The sequence below is a fragment of the Rhizobium sp. NFR07 genome, from assembly GCF_900111905.1.
Lineage (GTDB): Bacteria > Pseudomonadota > Alphaproteobacteria > Rhizobiales > Rhizobiaceae > Neorhizobium.
This window is the reverse complement of record NZ_FOKM01000025.1, coordinates 51,258-66,415: the sequence shown is the minus strand read 5'-3', so window position 1 is coordinate 66,415 and position 15,158 is coordinate 51,258. Positions and strand designations below refer to the sequence as shown.

Below are 15,158 nucleotides of genomic sequence, written 5' to 3'. Positions count from 1 at the left end.
CACTTCGCCGTGGAGAGCCACGCGCTCGCGGATCCATTCACTATGGGCCGAGAGCTTGCTGCCAGGCGGATGGCCTTGCCGGGCGGGGCTAAGAGAACCGGATGAACGGTGCAGGATCATCATGTTGTTGACGAACCGAGGCGAAACGCGGAAATGCCGCGCCGCTTCCCGGTTACTGTTGCCTTCATTCACAAACGCAACGACACGCTCACGCAACTCGATCGGATGCGGCTTGCCCATGGCGCTTCTCCTTCCATGGGCAAAGTGAATCACAGATCACACAAAACGGGAATCCCGAATCCGGTTAGCTGCGACACGCTTTAGATCCACGATTGTCTTTTCTACCCGATCTCCCATTTAGAAACGTGGCAGCAAAATAATATCTGTCCGAACACTTGACCGAACATCACATGAGGTACTCGCGCACTTGCTAAATACATCCAAACGCATTGGTGCCGCCCGCAATGCCGGATTGTTCGAGCCTCACCATAAGTCAGAGTTTAACGACATCGTAGAGACCGTAAAGACGGCGTTGCACTGCCCCGTTGCGATTGTATCTATTCTCGACGAAGACAGGCAGGTGTTCGCGGCACATGTCGGGCTGCCCGCACCCTGGGCGGAGCGCGGGGAAACGCCGCTGACGCACTCATTCTGCCAACATGTGGTCGATGACAAGCAGCCTTTCATCGTCGGAGACGCGACCCTGCACGAGCGTGTTCGCGACAACCTCGCTATTGGAGACTTGGGTGTAGTTTCATACATGGGTGTCCCCGTGAACCTCCCGGACGGCACGATCATCGGAGCGATCGCTGCAATCGATGGGCAACCGAGAGACTGGAACCTGTCTGAACTTGGCCTGCTGAAGCAGTTCGGAAAGATTGCCAGCAACCACATTGCCACGCTTGTCTCGGACCGGCGCTGGAGCAACCTGTTTCACCGACTCGAGGAAGGGATTGTTCTTGGCACTGTCATTCGCAACCCCACAGGCGACATCGTTGACTGGCGCCACGATAATGTGAACCCAGCCTGGGCTCAGCTTGTTCGGATTTCGACGGAACCGCCCGTTGGTAGGACGATCCGCGAGGTACTTCCAGGGATCGAGGATGACTGGGTCACCGACGTCGCCGAGGTGATAGCGACCGGCGAGTCGAAACGGTTTACCCGGTCCGTAGACTCCCTCGGTCGCTGGCTTGAAGGGTTCATTCAAGCCACGGGCGAAGACACGTTCATTATCATGTTTCTGGACGTCACCGAGCGCATGTCCGCAGTGGAAGCTCTGCAACAGAGCGAAGAGCGGCTGAGATTGTTGATACAAGGGGCTAAGGACTATGTCATTGTGACAACTGATCTCGGCGGCCGGATTTCGAGCTGGTATGGCGGGGCAGAAGAGACATTCGGCCGCACAGAAGCCGAGATGATGGGACGGCCGTTTTCGGACATTTTTACGATCGAAGATCAGGCTGCGGGCATTCCCGATCTCGAGCTGGCCAGGGCCGCGGAAACAGGCGTCGCAATAGACCGGCGCTGGCATATCCGGGCAGATGGCACGCACGCCTTTCTCGACGGGACCGTCCGGCCGCTCGTAACGGAGAGCGGTGCCGTTCGTGGATATATCAAGATTGCCCGAAATGCGACGCTCGAGAAACAGTCGCAGGACAGGCAGCTTGCTTTCCTGGAGTTTGGCGACCGTATCCGGGAGCTCAAGACTGTTACCGAGGTCGCCTTTGTTGCATCTGAAATTATGGTGCGCAACCTTGAGGGCGCAACTCGCGCGGGCTACGGTATGGTCGATGCTGTCGCCGAGACCGTTCAAATGCTGCCGGGCTGGTGCGCTCCAGGCATCGATCCAGTTGCAGGGCTCCATAACTTCCGAGATTACGGGAGCTTTATCGACGACCTTAAGCGCGGCGACAACATCATCATCCCAGATGTAACAATTGATCCACGCACTGCGGGCTCCGCCGATCTCTTTCGGCAGATCTCGCTGGCTACCCTGGTTAATATTCCGATCATTGAGCACGGCGTGTTTGTGGGTGTTATGTTTGTCCATTACGACAAGCCGCACGAGTTTACGCCCGAAGAGCGGGATTTCGTGCGAACGATTGCTGATCGGACACGTGAAGCTGCCTCCCGTATCCGCGCCGAGGAAGACCAGCAGATCCTCAATCACGAAATCAGTCATCGCCTGAAAAATACCATGGCCATGGTCCAGGCGATCGCAACGCAGACACTGAGACCGATCACCGATCGGGCCCCGGTAGAGGCCTTCACAGATCGCCTGCACGCCTTGTCCAAGGCCCACGAAGTGTTGTTGGGCCATGATTGGACATCGGCGCGTATGACTCAGGTGATGGACACAGTACTTCATCAGATGGCGCTGCCCGAACGATACACGACCGGAGGGCCCGACCTTGAGCTTGGCCCGAGGACCGCTTTGTCGCTGGCGCTACTTATGCATGAGCTCGGCACCAATGCCCTGAAATACGGCGCGTGGTCCAATGAAACGGGTCGGGTTTCAGTTACGTGGCGCACCGAGACCGGGAACGGCGACGACACGCTCGTCCTTTTATGGCAAGAGAGTGACGGTCCACCAGTTGCAGCACCTGCCGGCAAAGGTTTTGGCTCCAAACTCATTCGTCATGGCCTCATGGGAACAGGCGGTGTCGACGTCAGTTACGAGCCTAAAGGGTTGAAGGTTGAAATGCGGGGACTGGTCTCCCAGTTGCGACAGTCATGATGAGCGAAACGCCAAAATCCCTCTTACCACTGGCCGTCCTTGTCGTTGAGGACGAGCCGCTGCTGCGGCTGGCAGCAATTGATCTTATCGAGATGGCCGGCTACGAGGCAGTACCCGCAGCCGACGCGACGGAGGCCGTAAAAATCCTCGAAGCCCGCAACGATATTCGGGTTGTCATGACCGATGTCGACATGCCGCGTGGCGTCGATGGTATGCGACTCGCGGCTATCATTCGCGGGCGCTGGCCACCGATCAAAATCATCATCGTTTCCGGCCACGTCGAGGATCCGGGCAATCTCATTCCTGCCGAAACCGTGTTCTTCTCGAAACCTTACCGAGAAGAGCAGATTATCGAGACAATACATGGGATGATGAGCGCCTGGTCAGTTGCCGAACCCCGATAGCTCGTGACCCACTGCGATATCAGTTAGTCCCCTGTGACCGTCCATGGCCTGAACCAGCTCGGGCAGTGTATTATGCCCTTCGCGGAATAGATTGAGGCAGATCTCGGCAGCGATTACTGCGTCGGGGTCATCTTTACTCAAACCATACCGATTTCGCCAGGATTTCAAGGCGACGTCGATGATTTCCAGTTCGGGCGGGCCAAATGTTGTTTCTAAGAATGATGGCATTGGGTATTCCTTCACAGCGCAGAGCGATGTGGGAAGGTCCTCAAGGAATTCAAGCGGCTCGGCCAAGTTTAGCTCTTGAGCAGATACGAACCTGGAACCCGTTCAGCGGGATTTTCAAAGGCTCTGAAATCGTTAGAATTTGCGACGTGGGATTACGGCGTTGCACCTTACGCGCTAGACGATCGTGTTTTCGAGATGCCAAGCTTTCATTGCGTCGAACTACACTGCCGACTTTACCATTGATCCATGGACCATGCGTAAAACGCTCGAACATCCCGATCTTGCTTCCGAATGCATCCGAAATGCGTGTTTGGCTCCAAGAGAGGGTGTTGACGCAGAGATAGCGTGCCTGTTTGAAAGCAGGAAAACTGGACCTCCCTTTATTGATGCAAGCAAGAAGCGTCGGCGGTGCATCACTGACGCTGCAAACGGCAGAGGCCGTAAAACCGAAAGGCTCCCCATCAAACATCGTCGTCACGATACTGACAGCAGCGCCGACCCGAGACATGCCGCCACGGAATGCCTAACTATCAACCGTCTCAAGGCGATTTTCTCTTAACGCCTGATCAGTTTCCATCAGTTTCGCTCCGGCCGCACGAAGCCCAGATGGTCCCGCAGTGTTTTGCCCTGATAGTTTTTGCGAAAAAGCCCGCGTTCCTGCAGGATCGGCACGACCATATCGATGAAATCCTTCAGCCCGTCGGGAAAATGCGATGGCATCACATTGAAACCGTCTGCCGCACCGGTGTTAAACCACGTCTCCAGCGTATCGGCGATATAGTCCGGCGTGCCGCACAGCACCCAGTGCCCACGGGCAGCGGCCATCAGGTTGTAGATGTCGCGCAGCCGCATGTTTTCACGACGCGCCTTATCCAGCATCACCTTGGCGAAGGCATGGTAGCTGTCGGAAGGCTTCAGGCCTTCGGGGATCGGACCATCGAGATCATAGACGCTCATGTCGATGCCGAAACGATCGGACAGCATGGAAAGCGCATTTGTCTCGCTGATGAAGCCCTGCAACTGCGCCAGCTTGTCATGCGCCTCGCGCTCAGTGCGACCGACGATAGGCATCACACCGGGCAGGATCACCATGGAGCCCTCGGCGCGGCCGTAGGTCGGCAGGCGATCCTTGACTGAGCGATAGAAGGCGCGCGCTTCGTCGAGATCCTGCGTCACGGAAAACACGACATCGGCGGATTTCGCCGCCAGTTCCTGGCCGGGACCGGAACCGCCGGCCTGCAGTATGATCGGCTGGCCCTGAGGTGAGCGACCGATATTGAGGGGTCCCTTGACCTTGAAATGGGCGCCTTCGTGATCGAGCGTGCGGACCTTCGCCGGATCGATATAGACGCCTGTTTCGCGGTCGGCGACGATCGCGTCGTCCGCCCAGCAATCCCAAAGCCCGCGGACGACGGTGAGGAATTCCTCGGCAATCTCGTAGCGTTTCGAATGATCGGGATGGACCGTGCCGAAATTGGCGGCGGCTGTTGGATTGGCGGTCGTCACCGCATTCCAGGCTGCTCGCCCGCCGCTCAGGTGATCGAGCGATGCAAAGACACGGGCGACGGTGAACGGATCGCTGTAGGTCGTCGAGACTGTGGCCCCGAGGCCGATATGTTTCGTTGCGCCGGCAACGGCCGAAAGCAGTGTAAGTGGCTCGAGCCTTGCGGTGTAGGACGGATGGGCTGCGGGATCGGCATGCAGGTTGTCACCCATGAAGATCAGGTCGAACAGGCCGCGCTCGGCCTCCGTGGCGATCTGCTTGACGGCCTCGATATCCTGAAAGCTGTCCACCGCGCCCGGCACCCGCCAGCCGGCGACATGGCTGCCCGTTCCAAGCAGGAAGAGGCCGAAATGTATCTTGCGTGTCATGTTATGCTCATTTCCAGAAGACGTAGCGGCGCTCGATGAAGCTGATGGCGCCGAAGAAGGCGAGGCTGATGGCGGAGGCGACGATGATCGCGGCCCAGACCTTGACGAAGTCGATCTGCAGCACCGCCTGATAAATCACCCAGCCGAGTCCGCCGTAGGCACCGAGCATTTCGGTCACGATTGCCACCAGGACGCTGCGCACGGTCGAGACCCGCATGCCGGCGATGATCAGCGGCAGTGCGGTCGGCAGGCGAAGGCGCCAGAGCACGGCGAGGCGGCTCGCACCGAATGAGCGGATCAGGTCGACGGATCGGCGATCGACCCGGTCGAGGCCGGCGATGGTGCTGAGGAAGATGGTAAAGCTGACGGCGATCGCCACCATGACGATCTTCGACGCCATGCCCATGCCGAACCACAGAAGCACAAGTGGGGAATAGGCGACGACCGGCACCGAATTGATGGCGGTTGCGAGCGGCAGCACCACGGCGCGAGCGGCCGGTATCATCGTGATCAGGACGGCTGCGGCCATGCCGATAAGGCAGCCGACCGCGTAACCGGCAAGCGCTTCGGCAGCCGTGAATTGTGCGGCGGCAAACAGGTTGCCGGCATCGGACACCATGCCGCTCAGGATGCTGCTGACGGAAGGCAGCACATAGGCCGGAAGCTTGAGGCCCCGGGCGGAGAGCTCCCAGATCGCCGCAAGCAGCAGCGCACCGGCGATGCCGCGCGCAATCTGGCGTGACGTTTCGGAATTCATCGAGACCATCATTGCTCGTTCCCCCAAAAGACTATTCTGCGCTCGGCCAGAGCGACGAGGCTGTAAAGCCCCATGCCGAGACAGGCGGAGACGACGATGGTCGCCCATATGCCGACGACGTTTTCGTTATACATCGCCTGCAGAAGCAGCACGCCGAGGCCGGTCGTGTCACCGAACCACTCGCCGACGATCGCGCCGACCAGCGCAAGGGAAGACGCGAGCTTGAGCGCCACGAAGAGCTGCGGCAATGCGGCGGGAAGATAGATGCGGCGCAGGATCTGCCCGTCCTTGGCGCCGAAACTGCGCATCAGTTGAACCTGTCGCGGATCGACGGAATTGAAGCCGAGCAACGTATTCACCGTCACCGGCAGGAAGCTGATATAGAAGGAGATGACGGCCTTGGCGAACAGTGTATTGCCGAACCAGAGCACGACGACTGCGCCGAAGGCGATGACCGGAATGGTCTGCGAGACGACGAAGAGTGGGAAGAACAGCTCTCTCAGCAGTGTCCAGCGATGGAACACGATCGCGATCGCGACCCCGAAGACGCTGCCGGCCACGAAGCCGAGTGCGGTTTCCAGGACGGTGCGCCAGAGACCGGAAATATAAGCGCCGGGCGTTGCCACGATATTTGCGGCAATGGCGCTCGGCCTCGGCAGATAATAGGGGCGGATCTCGAAGAGCACGACGGTTGCCTCGATCACTGCCAGCCCGAGGGTCAGCCAGAGTATAGGCTTTATCGCGGCATAGACCCTGCCCGTCGAAAAGACGGGCAGGCTTGCTGCGCTTGCTTTGATGCCGCTCACAGGCGCTTTTCCTCAGCCGGGATCTTGTCGATAAAGCTGGAGTTGAAGGCCTTGTCGAGATCGACCGGCTTGGAGATCACGCCGTACTGGGCAAGCAGGTCGTTGGCAGAGCCCACGGCAGCCTTGTCGATGGTGAACAGCCCATCGGTGGAGGCCTTGCCGGCAACCATCAGCGTCTTGACTTCCTTCAGCATGAATTCCTGCTGCGCACGGTCAAGTGTCGGCGCGATCTTCATGATGATGTCGATGGCTTCCTTCTCATTGGCGAAGGCTTCCTTCCAGCCCTTGACGCTGGCGCGGAGGAATCTCTCGACCAGTTCCGGCTTTTCCGTCGCCGTCTGTTCCGACACGATCAGCGTGTCGCGCGGGAAGGAGACGCCACTGTCTTCCGGCACGAACAGGTTGAGGTTGTCCTTGCCGACGCGCTGGTTGATGACATAGAGCTCGTTATAGCGGGTCGCCGTGACCACATCGATCTGCTTGTCGACGAACGGCGTGACGGAGACCTGCTGCGGCTGGATGTCGGCAGACTTCGGATCGACGCCGACCTTGGAGAGCATCGCCGAAAGCACGTGGTTTGCGCCGGTGAACCACGTCGTGATCTTCCTGTCCTTGAAATCTTCGACCTTCTGGACCGAACCATCCTTGTGCGAAACGAAGACGAACGGCGTCTGCTGGTGTGAGACGCCGATGCAGACGACCGGCATCCCCTTGTCGCGGGCGGCGAACACGCTGTCGGTGCCGCCAGAAAGGCCGAACGTGTCAGCGCCGGTGGCCACGAGATTTTCCGTCAGCAGGTTCGGGCCGCCCGGATTGATCGTCAGGTTGATACCTTCTTCCTTGTAGTAGCCCTTTTCGAGAGCGACATAGAAGCCGGCGAACTGGGCTTGGGTCAGCCACTTGAGGCGCAGGCTGGCGTCAATTATGTCCTGCGCGCTCGCGGGAGCGGCGCTCATGCCGAAACCCTGAAGACCGATGGCGGCAGCCGCGAAGGCGGCAAGTACGTTACGTCTGTTAAGCATGGAACCTCTCTGTTGATTTTTTGAGTGTTATGACCTCCACCCCTCTCACTGCCGGAAGTCGGATCCTTCCCTGTCGAGCTGACGCAGGAAGGCCGGCCACTCCCGTTCACCGGCAATGAGAATGTCGCCCTTGCTCTCCCAGAACTGACGGGCTGCCTTTTCGCAGACCTCGTGCGGCGGCACGATCAGCTTGGCGCCGGATGCGCTGGCCGCCTGCAGATCGAGCTGGATGCGGGCTGCGCGATCGAAATAGTAGAGCAGCATGAAGGCTTCGCCCGGCGTGCGGCCGACGGTCAGAATGCCGTGGTTGCGCATCAACATGACCTTGTTATCGCCGAGATGGCGGATCAGGCGCTCCTGTTCGTCGAGGTCGATCGCCACGCCTTCGTAGCCGTGGAAGGCCTGGCGCTGGTAGAAGCGCATGGCGAACTGGCTGAGCGGCAGAAGGCCTTCTTCCTGGCTGGAAACAGCGACGCTGGCATCGGAATGGGTGTGCAGCACGCAGACAGCATCATGGCTCGACTTGTGGATCGCGCCATGGATGACAAAGGCCGCCTTGTTGACGGTGTAGGGTGTGTCGTCGAGCTTGTTGCCCTCAGTGTCGATACGCACGAGGCTCGAGGCAGTGATTTCCTCGAACAGGAAGCCGTAAGGATTAAGCAGGAACTGGTCTTCATGGCCCGGAACGCGCATCGAGATATGGTTGTAGATCAGGTCGTCCATGCCAAGCCGCGCCACCATGCGATAGCAGGCGGCGAGATCGACGCGCGCCTTCCACTCGGCTTCGGGGATATGGGCAGGGCGGCCGGAATAATGGTCGTTCATCATCTTTTCCTTATGCTCATCAACTCGTTCAGTGTCCGGAGACCTGGAAGGACTTCATGCTCTCTTCTTCGATCGCTTCGAGCAGCGTCTTCTTGAGGGCGATGAATTCAGAGGAGGTCACGATATCGGCCTTGCGCGGGCGCGGCAGGTCCACGACCTGTTCCAGCTTCACCTTCCCAGGCCGCGCGGTCATCACCAGCACGCGGTCGCCGAGGAAGATCGCCTCGTCTACATCGTGGGTAATGAAGAGAACCGTGCGCTTGTGTTTTTGCCAGACATCGAGAAGCCAGCGCTGCATCATCGTGCGGGTCAGGGCGTCGAGCGCGCCGAAGGGCTCGTCGAGCAGCATCAAGTCGCGCTTGAACAGGAAGGTGCGCATCAGTGCCACGCGCTGGCGCATGCCGCCGGAAAGCTGGTTTGGATACTGCGCCTCGAAGCCGGCAAGGCCAAATTCCGGCAGCATCTCCCTGGCCTGCTTGCGCGCTTCCGTGCGTGACATACCTTCTACTTCAAGTGCCAGGATGGCGTTGTCGATGACGTTGCGCCAGGGAAGCAGGAGGTCGCGCTGCGGCATGAAGGAGACCTTGCCAAGGAGATCGGACGCACTGGAACTCTTGCCCTTGAGCCGCAGGATATTGCCCGGGTCAGGTTCTTCGAGGCCGGCCAGGATATTGAAGAGCGTGCTCTTGCCGCAGCCGGACGGGCCGACCACCGTCACAAGTTCTCCTGGCTGGATGGCGACTTCGAGATCGCTGAGCGCCTTCACCGAGCCGAATGTCTTGGAAACGTTTCTGAGCTCGATCAACGGCCGTTCGGCAGCATACGCGCCAATCGGCTCCTGAGGCTCGAGCTTCGCAGTGGATGACATGGCACATTTCCTCTCATCGGCAGGGAGAGCGACAAGGCCTGATCTCGGCAACAGAACAGTTCAGACGTATCTCAACTGCTTCCTTCGCGCTGATCGCCTACGCCTCCCTTGCGTATGCAATTATTGGACATTGGAATACAAGCAATCGCCATGCCAGACTGCGATGATATGATTGGATGGTCGTATTTGCTCCAGGTTTGCATTTGTGACGCGAGATATTATGACGTATGCGCCCGAAACGCATCGGCCGGTGTATTTGTAATGCAAAAAACAAAAATTTGTATTCCATATTTGCAATTGTGGACGCGCATGGCGCCATTTATTGTGCAGTCTTTGATGGAAATTAAGGCAATCCGACTGCGATCGTGGTCTGCCTTTGCACATGCAAAAAGGCCAGACACGAAATCGTGTCCGACCTTCGAGGATCGACTGCCGGTCGGGGCGTGAATTTTAGGAAAACGCCTGCTTCATCATCTGGAAGAAGCCGTCATTGGAAGCGCTTTCCACCACCCGTGCATTGACCTTGTATTCTGGCCAGCGACTGCCGAGAACCGGAGGATGGACGGCGGAAAAGCCGCGTGTGATTTCTCCGGCGGTTTCGATCCGTACCACGGCATCGCGGGCACTTTCGATGAGAGCTGGATTGAGCGCGATGGCGCAGGTCAGCGAATCCGGGTGCGTGCTCATCGGCCGCCCGTAACGGGCTTCCGCCGTCTGGCGCGGAACTGCCGACACCTTGCGATAGAACTCGGAAAGGGGCGTGTTCATCGCGAAGATCTCGTTGAGCTGCGCCTCGTCGAACAGGCCCGAACGCATGGTCAGTGTCCATGTCGAAAGGATGATGTTGAACCCGGCCTCGAAGACGATCCTGGCTGCTTCCGGATCGATGAAGAAATTATACTCGGCACAGGGCGTAATATTGCCGACCGCATTGTCGGTGCCGCCCATGATCCACAGGTGGCGTACCGCCTGGGCAATACGGGGTTCCTTCATCACCGCGAGCGCGATGTTGGTCAGCGGTGCCTGGGCCAGGATGTCGATCTCGCCCGGCTCCGCCATCACTTTCTCGATGATGGCATCGACCGCGTGCATCGTCTCCGGTCGCTGGCGGGCGAGCGGCAGGTTGGCACCGCTCATTCCGTCATTGCCGTGCATGGTCGAGGCTTCCCACGGCTTCACCATCGGTCGCCGCGCGCCGCAATAGACAGGCACCTTGCCGGAGAAGCCGGCCGCCTCGATCGTGGCCAGCGCGTTTTCCACCTGCTGGTCGAACGGCACATTGCCGACGCAGACGGTGACCGCCTCCAGGGTGGAGCCCGGCGTCTTCATCGCCAGCAGCAGGGAATAGGTATCATCCCCTGCCGTATCCGTGTCGATGATCAGGCGCATCAGTAGAACTCGAAGCCCATGGTGCGCGCGTGATAGTAGAAGCCGCCATCCTGCACGATGAGGAATTCGGCGCGGCCATCGCCGTCATTGTGGTGGCTATGCTTGGCGGCGGCCGGCGTCACCAGCGTTGCCCAGGGCGACCAGTCGCACTTTTCTTCCGCCACCATCGAATAGGCCGGATCGCCGGCGACGACGAGCGTGATGGCGGCCGAGTTGTGCTTGTGCGGCGGCTGCGCGCTCTTCGGCTTCAGCGTGTTGAGCGAAAGCGTCATGGTCGGCGTGATATTGCGGGCAGCCTCCGTCTTTTCGGCCGAGAAGATAAGCGCATGGCCGGAGGTCGAGGCATTCGCATTGGAGCCATAGACCACGTCCAGCTGACGGGTGATCTCTTCGGCAGGATAGTGCACGAAGTCGACGGCAGCCTCGGCGCCGGTCACGGCAACGGATGCGTCGAACTTGAGCTGCGGATCGTTGCCGACGGCCCAGAATACGCTGTCTTCGCCGGCGGTGATGGCCGATGCGACACCGCCCGGCAGAAGAAACACGTCACCCTTGCAGAGGGCGGCCTTCTCTTCGCCAACCACGAGCGAGGATTTACCTGTGATCATGTACCAGATGGAGGCCGATGCCGTCAGCGTCGTGTCGAGCGTCTCGCCGGCCTTGACCACTGCATAGCGGGCCAGCATCAGCGGCGTCGTTGCCGGGAAGGCGCATTCCATCATGTCGGACTGATCGCAGTTGATGAAGCCGGTCTTTTCCATCTTCATCGCGGCGGCCGGCTCATCCATGAAGATATGGCCCGGCACCGGCGGCAGTTTGATGTTGAAGGCATTGCCGGAATTGAAGTAGCGGCTGCGCGCTTCGGCTTCGTTTGCCGGGTTGCGCGGCAGTTGGACCGGCATTTCGGCCATGTCGTTGGCTGTGCTCATCATGCATCTCCTTGGTTGCAAGAAACACCCGCTTCTTCGAGAAGCAGGTCGAGAAGAACGGCCGCGCCGGCTGCGACATGGGCCGGCTCGGCCCATTCATCGGGGTGGTGGCTCACGCCGCCGCGGCAGGGAATGAAGATCATCGCGCTGCGCGTCAGTGGCGCCATCTGGCGCGCATCGTGGCCGGCAGCCGAAAGCAGGTCGAGGCGCGGAAAACCGTGACGATCGGCAGAGGCCCGGATCTGCGCCTTCAGGCCCTCCTCGAAACCATTGGACGGCGCATCGACAAGCCGGCGGATCTCGACGCTGCATGGTTCCGCTTCGCCAGCGGCGATTTCTTCGAGTTGTGTGCCGAATGCATCGAGCGCCGCATTGGCGGGATGGCGAAGATCGATCCGGAACGTAACCTTGGCTGACACGACGGACGGCGCGTTCGGCTCAACGGTCACGCGGCCGATGGTGAACTTGACCACGTCATCACCTGCCATCGCGGCGTGCATTCTGGTCGCCATGCGGGCAAAGGCCTGCACCGCGTCCTGACGCCGCTCCATCGGCTCGGTTCCGGCATGCGCCTCGCGGCCCTTCACGGTGATGTCATAGGTCTTCTTGCCCTGGATGCCGGAAACGACGCCGATCACCGCGCCTTCCGTCTCCAGCACGTCCGCCTGCTCGATATGCGGCTCGATATAGGAATGGATGTCGAAGCCGAGAGGGCGATGGGCGATGTCGGGGAAGGCGTCGTGCACGCTTTTCAGCGCTTCGCCGACACTAATGCCGTCGGCATCGCGAACCGCCATCACCTCTTCAAGCGGCCGCAACCCGGCAAACAGTTCCGACCCCATCATGCCCGGTGCGAAACGGCTGCCTTCCTCGTTCATCCAGCCGACAACGATGATCGAGCGCTCCGGCCTCAGTCCGCTCTCGACAATTGCCGTGACTGCTTCAAGTGCGGCAAGTGTCCCGAAGGCTCCGTCAAAAAGACCGCCCGTCGGCTGGCTGTCTATATGAGAGCCGGCGACGACGGGCGTCAGGTAGGAAAGGGTGCCTTCGAGCGTCAGGAACAAGTTGCCGGCGGGATCGGTGGATGCGACGAGCCCTGCCGCACGGCCCCAGGCGATGACGCGCCGCCAGGCCAGAATCTCTTCAGCGGAAAGGGCCTGCCGATTGACGCCGCCGCCGGGCAGCGCGCCGTCCTCGCCAAGCGCCATCAAGCGCGCCCAAAGTCTTTCGGAGGAAATTTCGGGGCGTGTCATCGCCATTACTCCGTCCGCATCACCTGGCCGGGATCGGCACGGGCATCGCGAACCTTCCATGCGCCCTGTTCCACCCGCGCTATGAAGTCGGCGACCATCGAATTGAAAAGCTGCGGCTCTTCGAGATTCAGCGTGTGGCCAGTCTTCGGCAGAATGGCGAGACCCGCGGCGGGCAGCATCTTCTTCAAATAGATGGACGGCTGCAGGCAGTGATCGTCCTCGTCGCCGCTCATCACCAGCGCCGGCACCATCATCGTCTTCAGCTGATCTTCGAGATCCCAGAATGATGGACGGCGGCACTGTACGCCCCGCATCGTGTTGGCCGCGCCGACGGCCGAATGGCGGGAAAGCCGATCCGCAAAGGCTGCCCAGCCGCGCGGATCCTTGTTCTGGAACTGAACGCGGCTCGCGCCGAGCGAATAGATCTTCGAGAAGCCGACAGGATCCTTCTCGAAATTGTCCGCCACCTTCAAGGACGTGTTGCGGAAGTAGTCGGCCGTCTCACGTTCCGTGCCGTATCCGGCGCCGGCAATCGTCAGCGACAAGGCGCGCTCGGGCGTACGCAAGCCGAAATGTAGGGTGGCGAAGCCGCCCATGGATAGGCCGACGATATGCGCCTTCTCGATGCCGAGGGCATCGAGCACGGCAACCGCATCATCCGCGGCATTCGCCTGCGAATACATTTCCATTTCGGCCGGAATGTCCGACGGCGCGTAGCCGCGTGCCGCATAGGTGATGCAGCGGTGGCGGCGCGCGAAGAAGCTCATCTGCGGCTCCCAGGCGTCGTAGTTCCCGCCGAACTCGTGGATGAACAGGATGGGTGTGCCATCCACGCCCGCGGTCTCGTAGTAGAGCTTCGTCCCATCCTTTGCGGTCGCATACATGCGTGAGCCTCTTAGCGTTGTCTGGTCAAGGAAAGCTCCGGCCCTCAGAAAAGGGCCGGTACGTCGTTGAGCGTTCGCGCCGTCTGGATGTAGCGCGGCAGACCTTCGCAGAAGCTTTCGGCCCAGGCGCCCGGCACCGAGGTCGAGACCTTGATGAAGCGGTCGCCGAAGGCTGCCGTGTGATAGCGACCTTGGCGGATCATCACGCCTTCGCGACGTGCGGCCTCGACGATCGCCTCGGGAGACACGCCGGTCGATGCGGTTTCCAGCACGAGGAAATTGCCGTGCGAGACCGGGATCGGAACCGAAAGGCCCGCACCCTTGGCGGCTTCGATGATCATCGCCTTGTTGGCGCTGTCGATACGGCGAACGTCCTTCATCCATTCCGGCTTGACCGAGAGACCCGCCATCGCGGCGCGCTGGGCGACGACGGAGGCACCGAGAACCGAGGTGGAGGCGGACGAGAATTCGTCGACCAGCTTCGGTTCGGCAAGCAGCGCGCCGATGCGCATGCCGGCAAGGCCAAGCCACTTGGAGAAGCTGAGCGACACGACGGTGCCTTCCGGCGCGACCTGCAGGACTGGCGTGTGGCCATCCGCGAAATCGCGATAGGTGCAGTCGTGGATCATCAGCGCGCCGACGGAACGGGCGATCTCGGCAAACGCCTCGATTTCTTCGCGGTCGTAGCGAATACCGAGCGGGTTGTTCGGATCGACGATATAAATGATTGCGCAACGCTCATCGACGGCCGCATGCAAAGCATCCGGCGTCAGCTTGTAGCTGGTCGAGGCATCGTAGATCGGGATCTGGATCACTTCGGCGCCGGCCTGCTCGGCGAACATGCAGGGCCATTTCCAGGTCGGGTCGGTGGTCACGAGCGTCGTTCCCGGCTTGGCGCGCGCCTTGCAGATCATCGCCAGTGCATTGACGCCGCCTTCGGTGACCAGCGCTTCGGCGCCCGTACCGTCAACGCCAAGATCGGCGACGATGGCGCTGCGCAGGGCCTCGAACCCCATCGGCGGGGCATAGGCGTTGAATTCGCCGGCCTCGACCGAACGGATCATCGCTTCCGTGACCGCCGGGTGGGCGGGCACGTGGTTGGTGTTCTGTCCCATCCACGCGAGGTCGGCCGTGGAGAACAGGTCGTCGAAATAGCGGTTGCGGGTACGTGCGTCAGTCATGGC

The 15,158-nt window shown here is 60.2% G+C and carries 14 protein-coding genes and 1 pseudogene; 2 read left to right on the top strand and 13 right to left on the bottom strand.

The window, feature by feature from the left end:
- Positions 1 to 240 (bottom strand): annotated as a pseudogene (locus BM216_RS31810) (transposase); the annotation flags it as partial.
- A 187-nt stretch (positions 241 to 427) separates the two neighbouring features.
- On the opposite strand from BM216_RS31810, the gene BM216_RS31805 reads away from it, so the two are divergent.
- Together BM216_RS31805 and BM216_RS31800 are read left to right on the top strand one after the other, a co-directional pair.
- The gene (locus BM216_RS31805) at positions 428 to 2,737 is read left to right on the top strand and encodes a GAF domain-containing protein (RefSeq protein ID WP_093004166.1); all 2,310 of its coding nucleotides are present in this window, start codon (positions 428 to 430) and stop codon (positions 2,735 to 2,737) included.
- Positions 2,737 to 3,141, top strand: a complete 405-nt coding sequence (locus BM216_RS31800; RefSeq protein WP_093004164.1) for a response regulator — start codon at positions 2,737 to 2,739, stop codon at positions 3,139 to 3,141. Before BM216_RS31805 ends, BM216_RS31800 begins: the two co-directional genes overlap by 1 nt.
- On the opposite strand, the gene BM216_RS31795 is transcribed toward BM216_RS31800, so the two are convergent.
- The 12 genes from BM216_RS31795 to BM216_RS31735 all read right to left on the bottom strand — a co-directional run bounded on the left by BM216_RS31795 (position 3,121) and on the right by BM216_RS31735 (position 15,155).
- Complete coding sequence (locus tag BM216_RS31795; RefSeq protein ID WP_244530449.1) at positions 3,121 to 3,435, bottom strand: hypothetical protein; 315 nt, start codon at positions 3,433 to 3,435, stop codon at positions 3,121 to 3,123. The genes BM216_RS31800 and BM216_RS31795 overlap by 21 nt on opposite strands.
- A gap of 510 nt (positions 3,436 to 3,945) precedes the next feature.
- Positions 3,946 to 5,241: an LLM class flavin-dependent oxidoreductase gene (locus BM216_RS31785; protein WP_093004158.1), complete on the bottom strand. Its 1,296-nt coding sequence runs from the start codon at positions 5,239 to 5,241 to the stop codon at positions 3,946 to 3,948.
- A gap of 7 nt (positions 5,242 to 5,248) precedes the next feature.
- A complete protein-coding gene (locus BM216_RS31780; protein ID WP_244530448.1) occupies positions 5,249 to 5,998 on the bottom strand; it encodes an ABC transporter permease in 750 nt (249 codons plus the stop codon).
- An 8-nt stretch (positions 5,999 to 6,006) separates the two neighbouring features.
- Positions 6,007 to 6,804 carry an ABC transporter permease gene (locus BM216_RS31775; RefSeq protein ID WP_093004156.1) on the bottom strand — a complete coding sequence of 266 codons (798 nt, stop codon included), beginning with the start codon at positions 6,802 to 6,804 and terminating at the stop codon, positions 6,007 to 6,009.
- Positions 6,801 to 7,826 (bottom strand): ABC transporter substrate-binding protein, encoded by a 1,026-nt coding sequence (locus tag BM216_RS31770; protein WP_093004154.1) that lies wholly within the window; start codon positions 7,824 to 7,826, stop codon positions 6,801 to 6,803. Before BM216_RS31770 ends, BM216_RS31775 begins: the two co-directional genes overlap by 4 nt.
- A 45-nt stretch (positions 7,827 to 7,871) precedes the next feature.
- Positions 7,872 to 8,651 carry a class II aldolase/adducin family protein gene (locus BM216_RS31765; protein ID WP_093004152.1) on the bottom strand — a complete coding sequence of 260 codons (780 nt, stop codon included), beginning with the start codon at positions 8,649 to 8,651 and terminating at the stop codon, positions 7,872 to 7,874.
- Positions 8,652 to 8,679: 28 nt separating this feature from the next.
- Positions 8,680 to 9,519 (bottom strand): ABC transporter ATP-binding protein, encoded by an 840-nt coding sequence (locus BM216_RS31760; RefSeq protein ID WP_093004150.1) that lies wholly within the window; start codon positions 9,517 to 9,519, stop codon positions 8,680 to 8,682.
- 450 nt (positions 9,520 to 9,969) lie between these two features.
- A complete protein-coding gene (locus tag BM216_RS31755; RefSeq protein WP_093004148.1) occupies positions 9,970 to 10,908 on the bottom strand; it encodes a nucleoside hydrolase in 939 nt (312 codons plus the stop codon).
- The gene (locus BM216_RS31750) at positions 10,908 to 11,837 is read right to left on the bottom strand and encodes a cupin domain-containing protein (protein ID WP_177231015.1); all 930 of its coding nucleotides are present in this window, start codon (positions 11,835 to 11,837) and stop codon (positions 10,908 to 10,910) included. Before BM216_RS31750 ends, BM216_RS31755 begins: the two co-directional genes overlap by 1 nt.
- Positions 11,837 to 13,090, bottom strand: coding sequence for a hydantoinase/carbamoylase family amidase (locus BM216_RS31745; protein ID WP_210217095.1), 1,254 nt, complete (start codon positions 13,088 to 13,090; stop codon positions 11,837 to 11,839). The genes BM216_RS31750 and BM216_RS31745 overlap by 1 nt, the downstream gene beginning before the upstream one ends.
- A 5-nt stretch (positions 13,091 to 13,095) precedes the next feature.
- Positions 13,096 to 13,974, bottom strand: coding sequence for an alpha/beta fold hydrolase (locus tag BM216_RS31740; protein WP_093004143.1), 879 nt, complete (start codon positions 13,972 to 13,974; stop codon positions 13,096 to 13,098).
- A gap of 44 nt (positions 13,975 to 14,018) precedes the next feature.
- Positions 14,019 to 15,155 (bottom strand): pyridoxal phosphate-dependent aminotransferase, encoded by a 1,137-nt coding sequence (locus tag BM216_RS31735; protein WP_093004141.1) that lies wholly within the window; start codon positions 15,153 to 15,155, stop codon positions 14,019 to 14,021.
- Positions 15,156 to 15,158 lie beyond the last annotated feature (3 nt).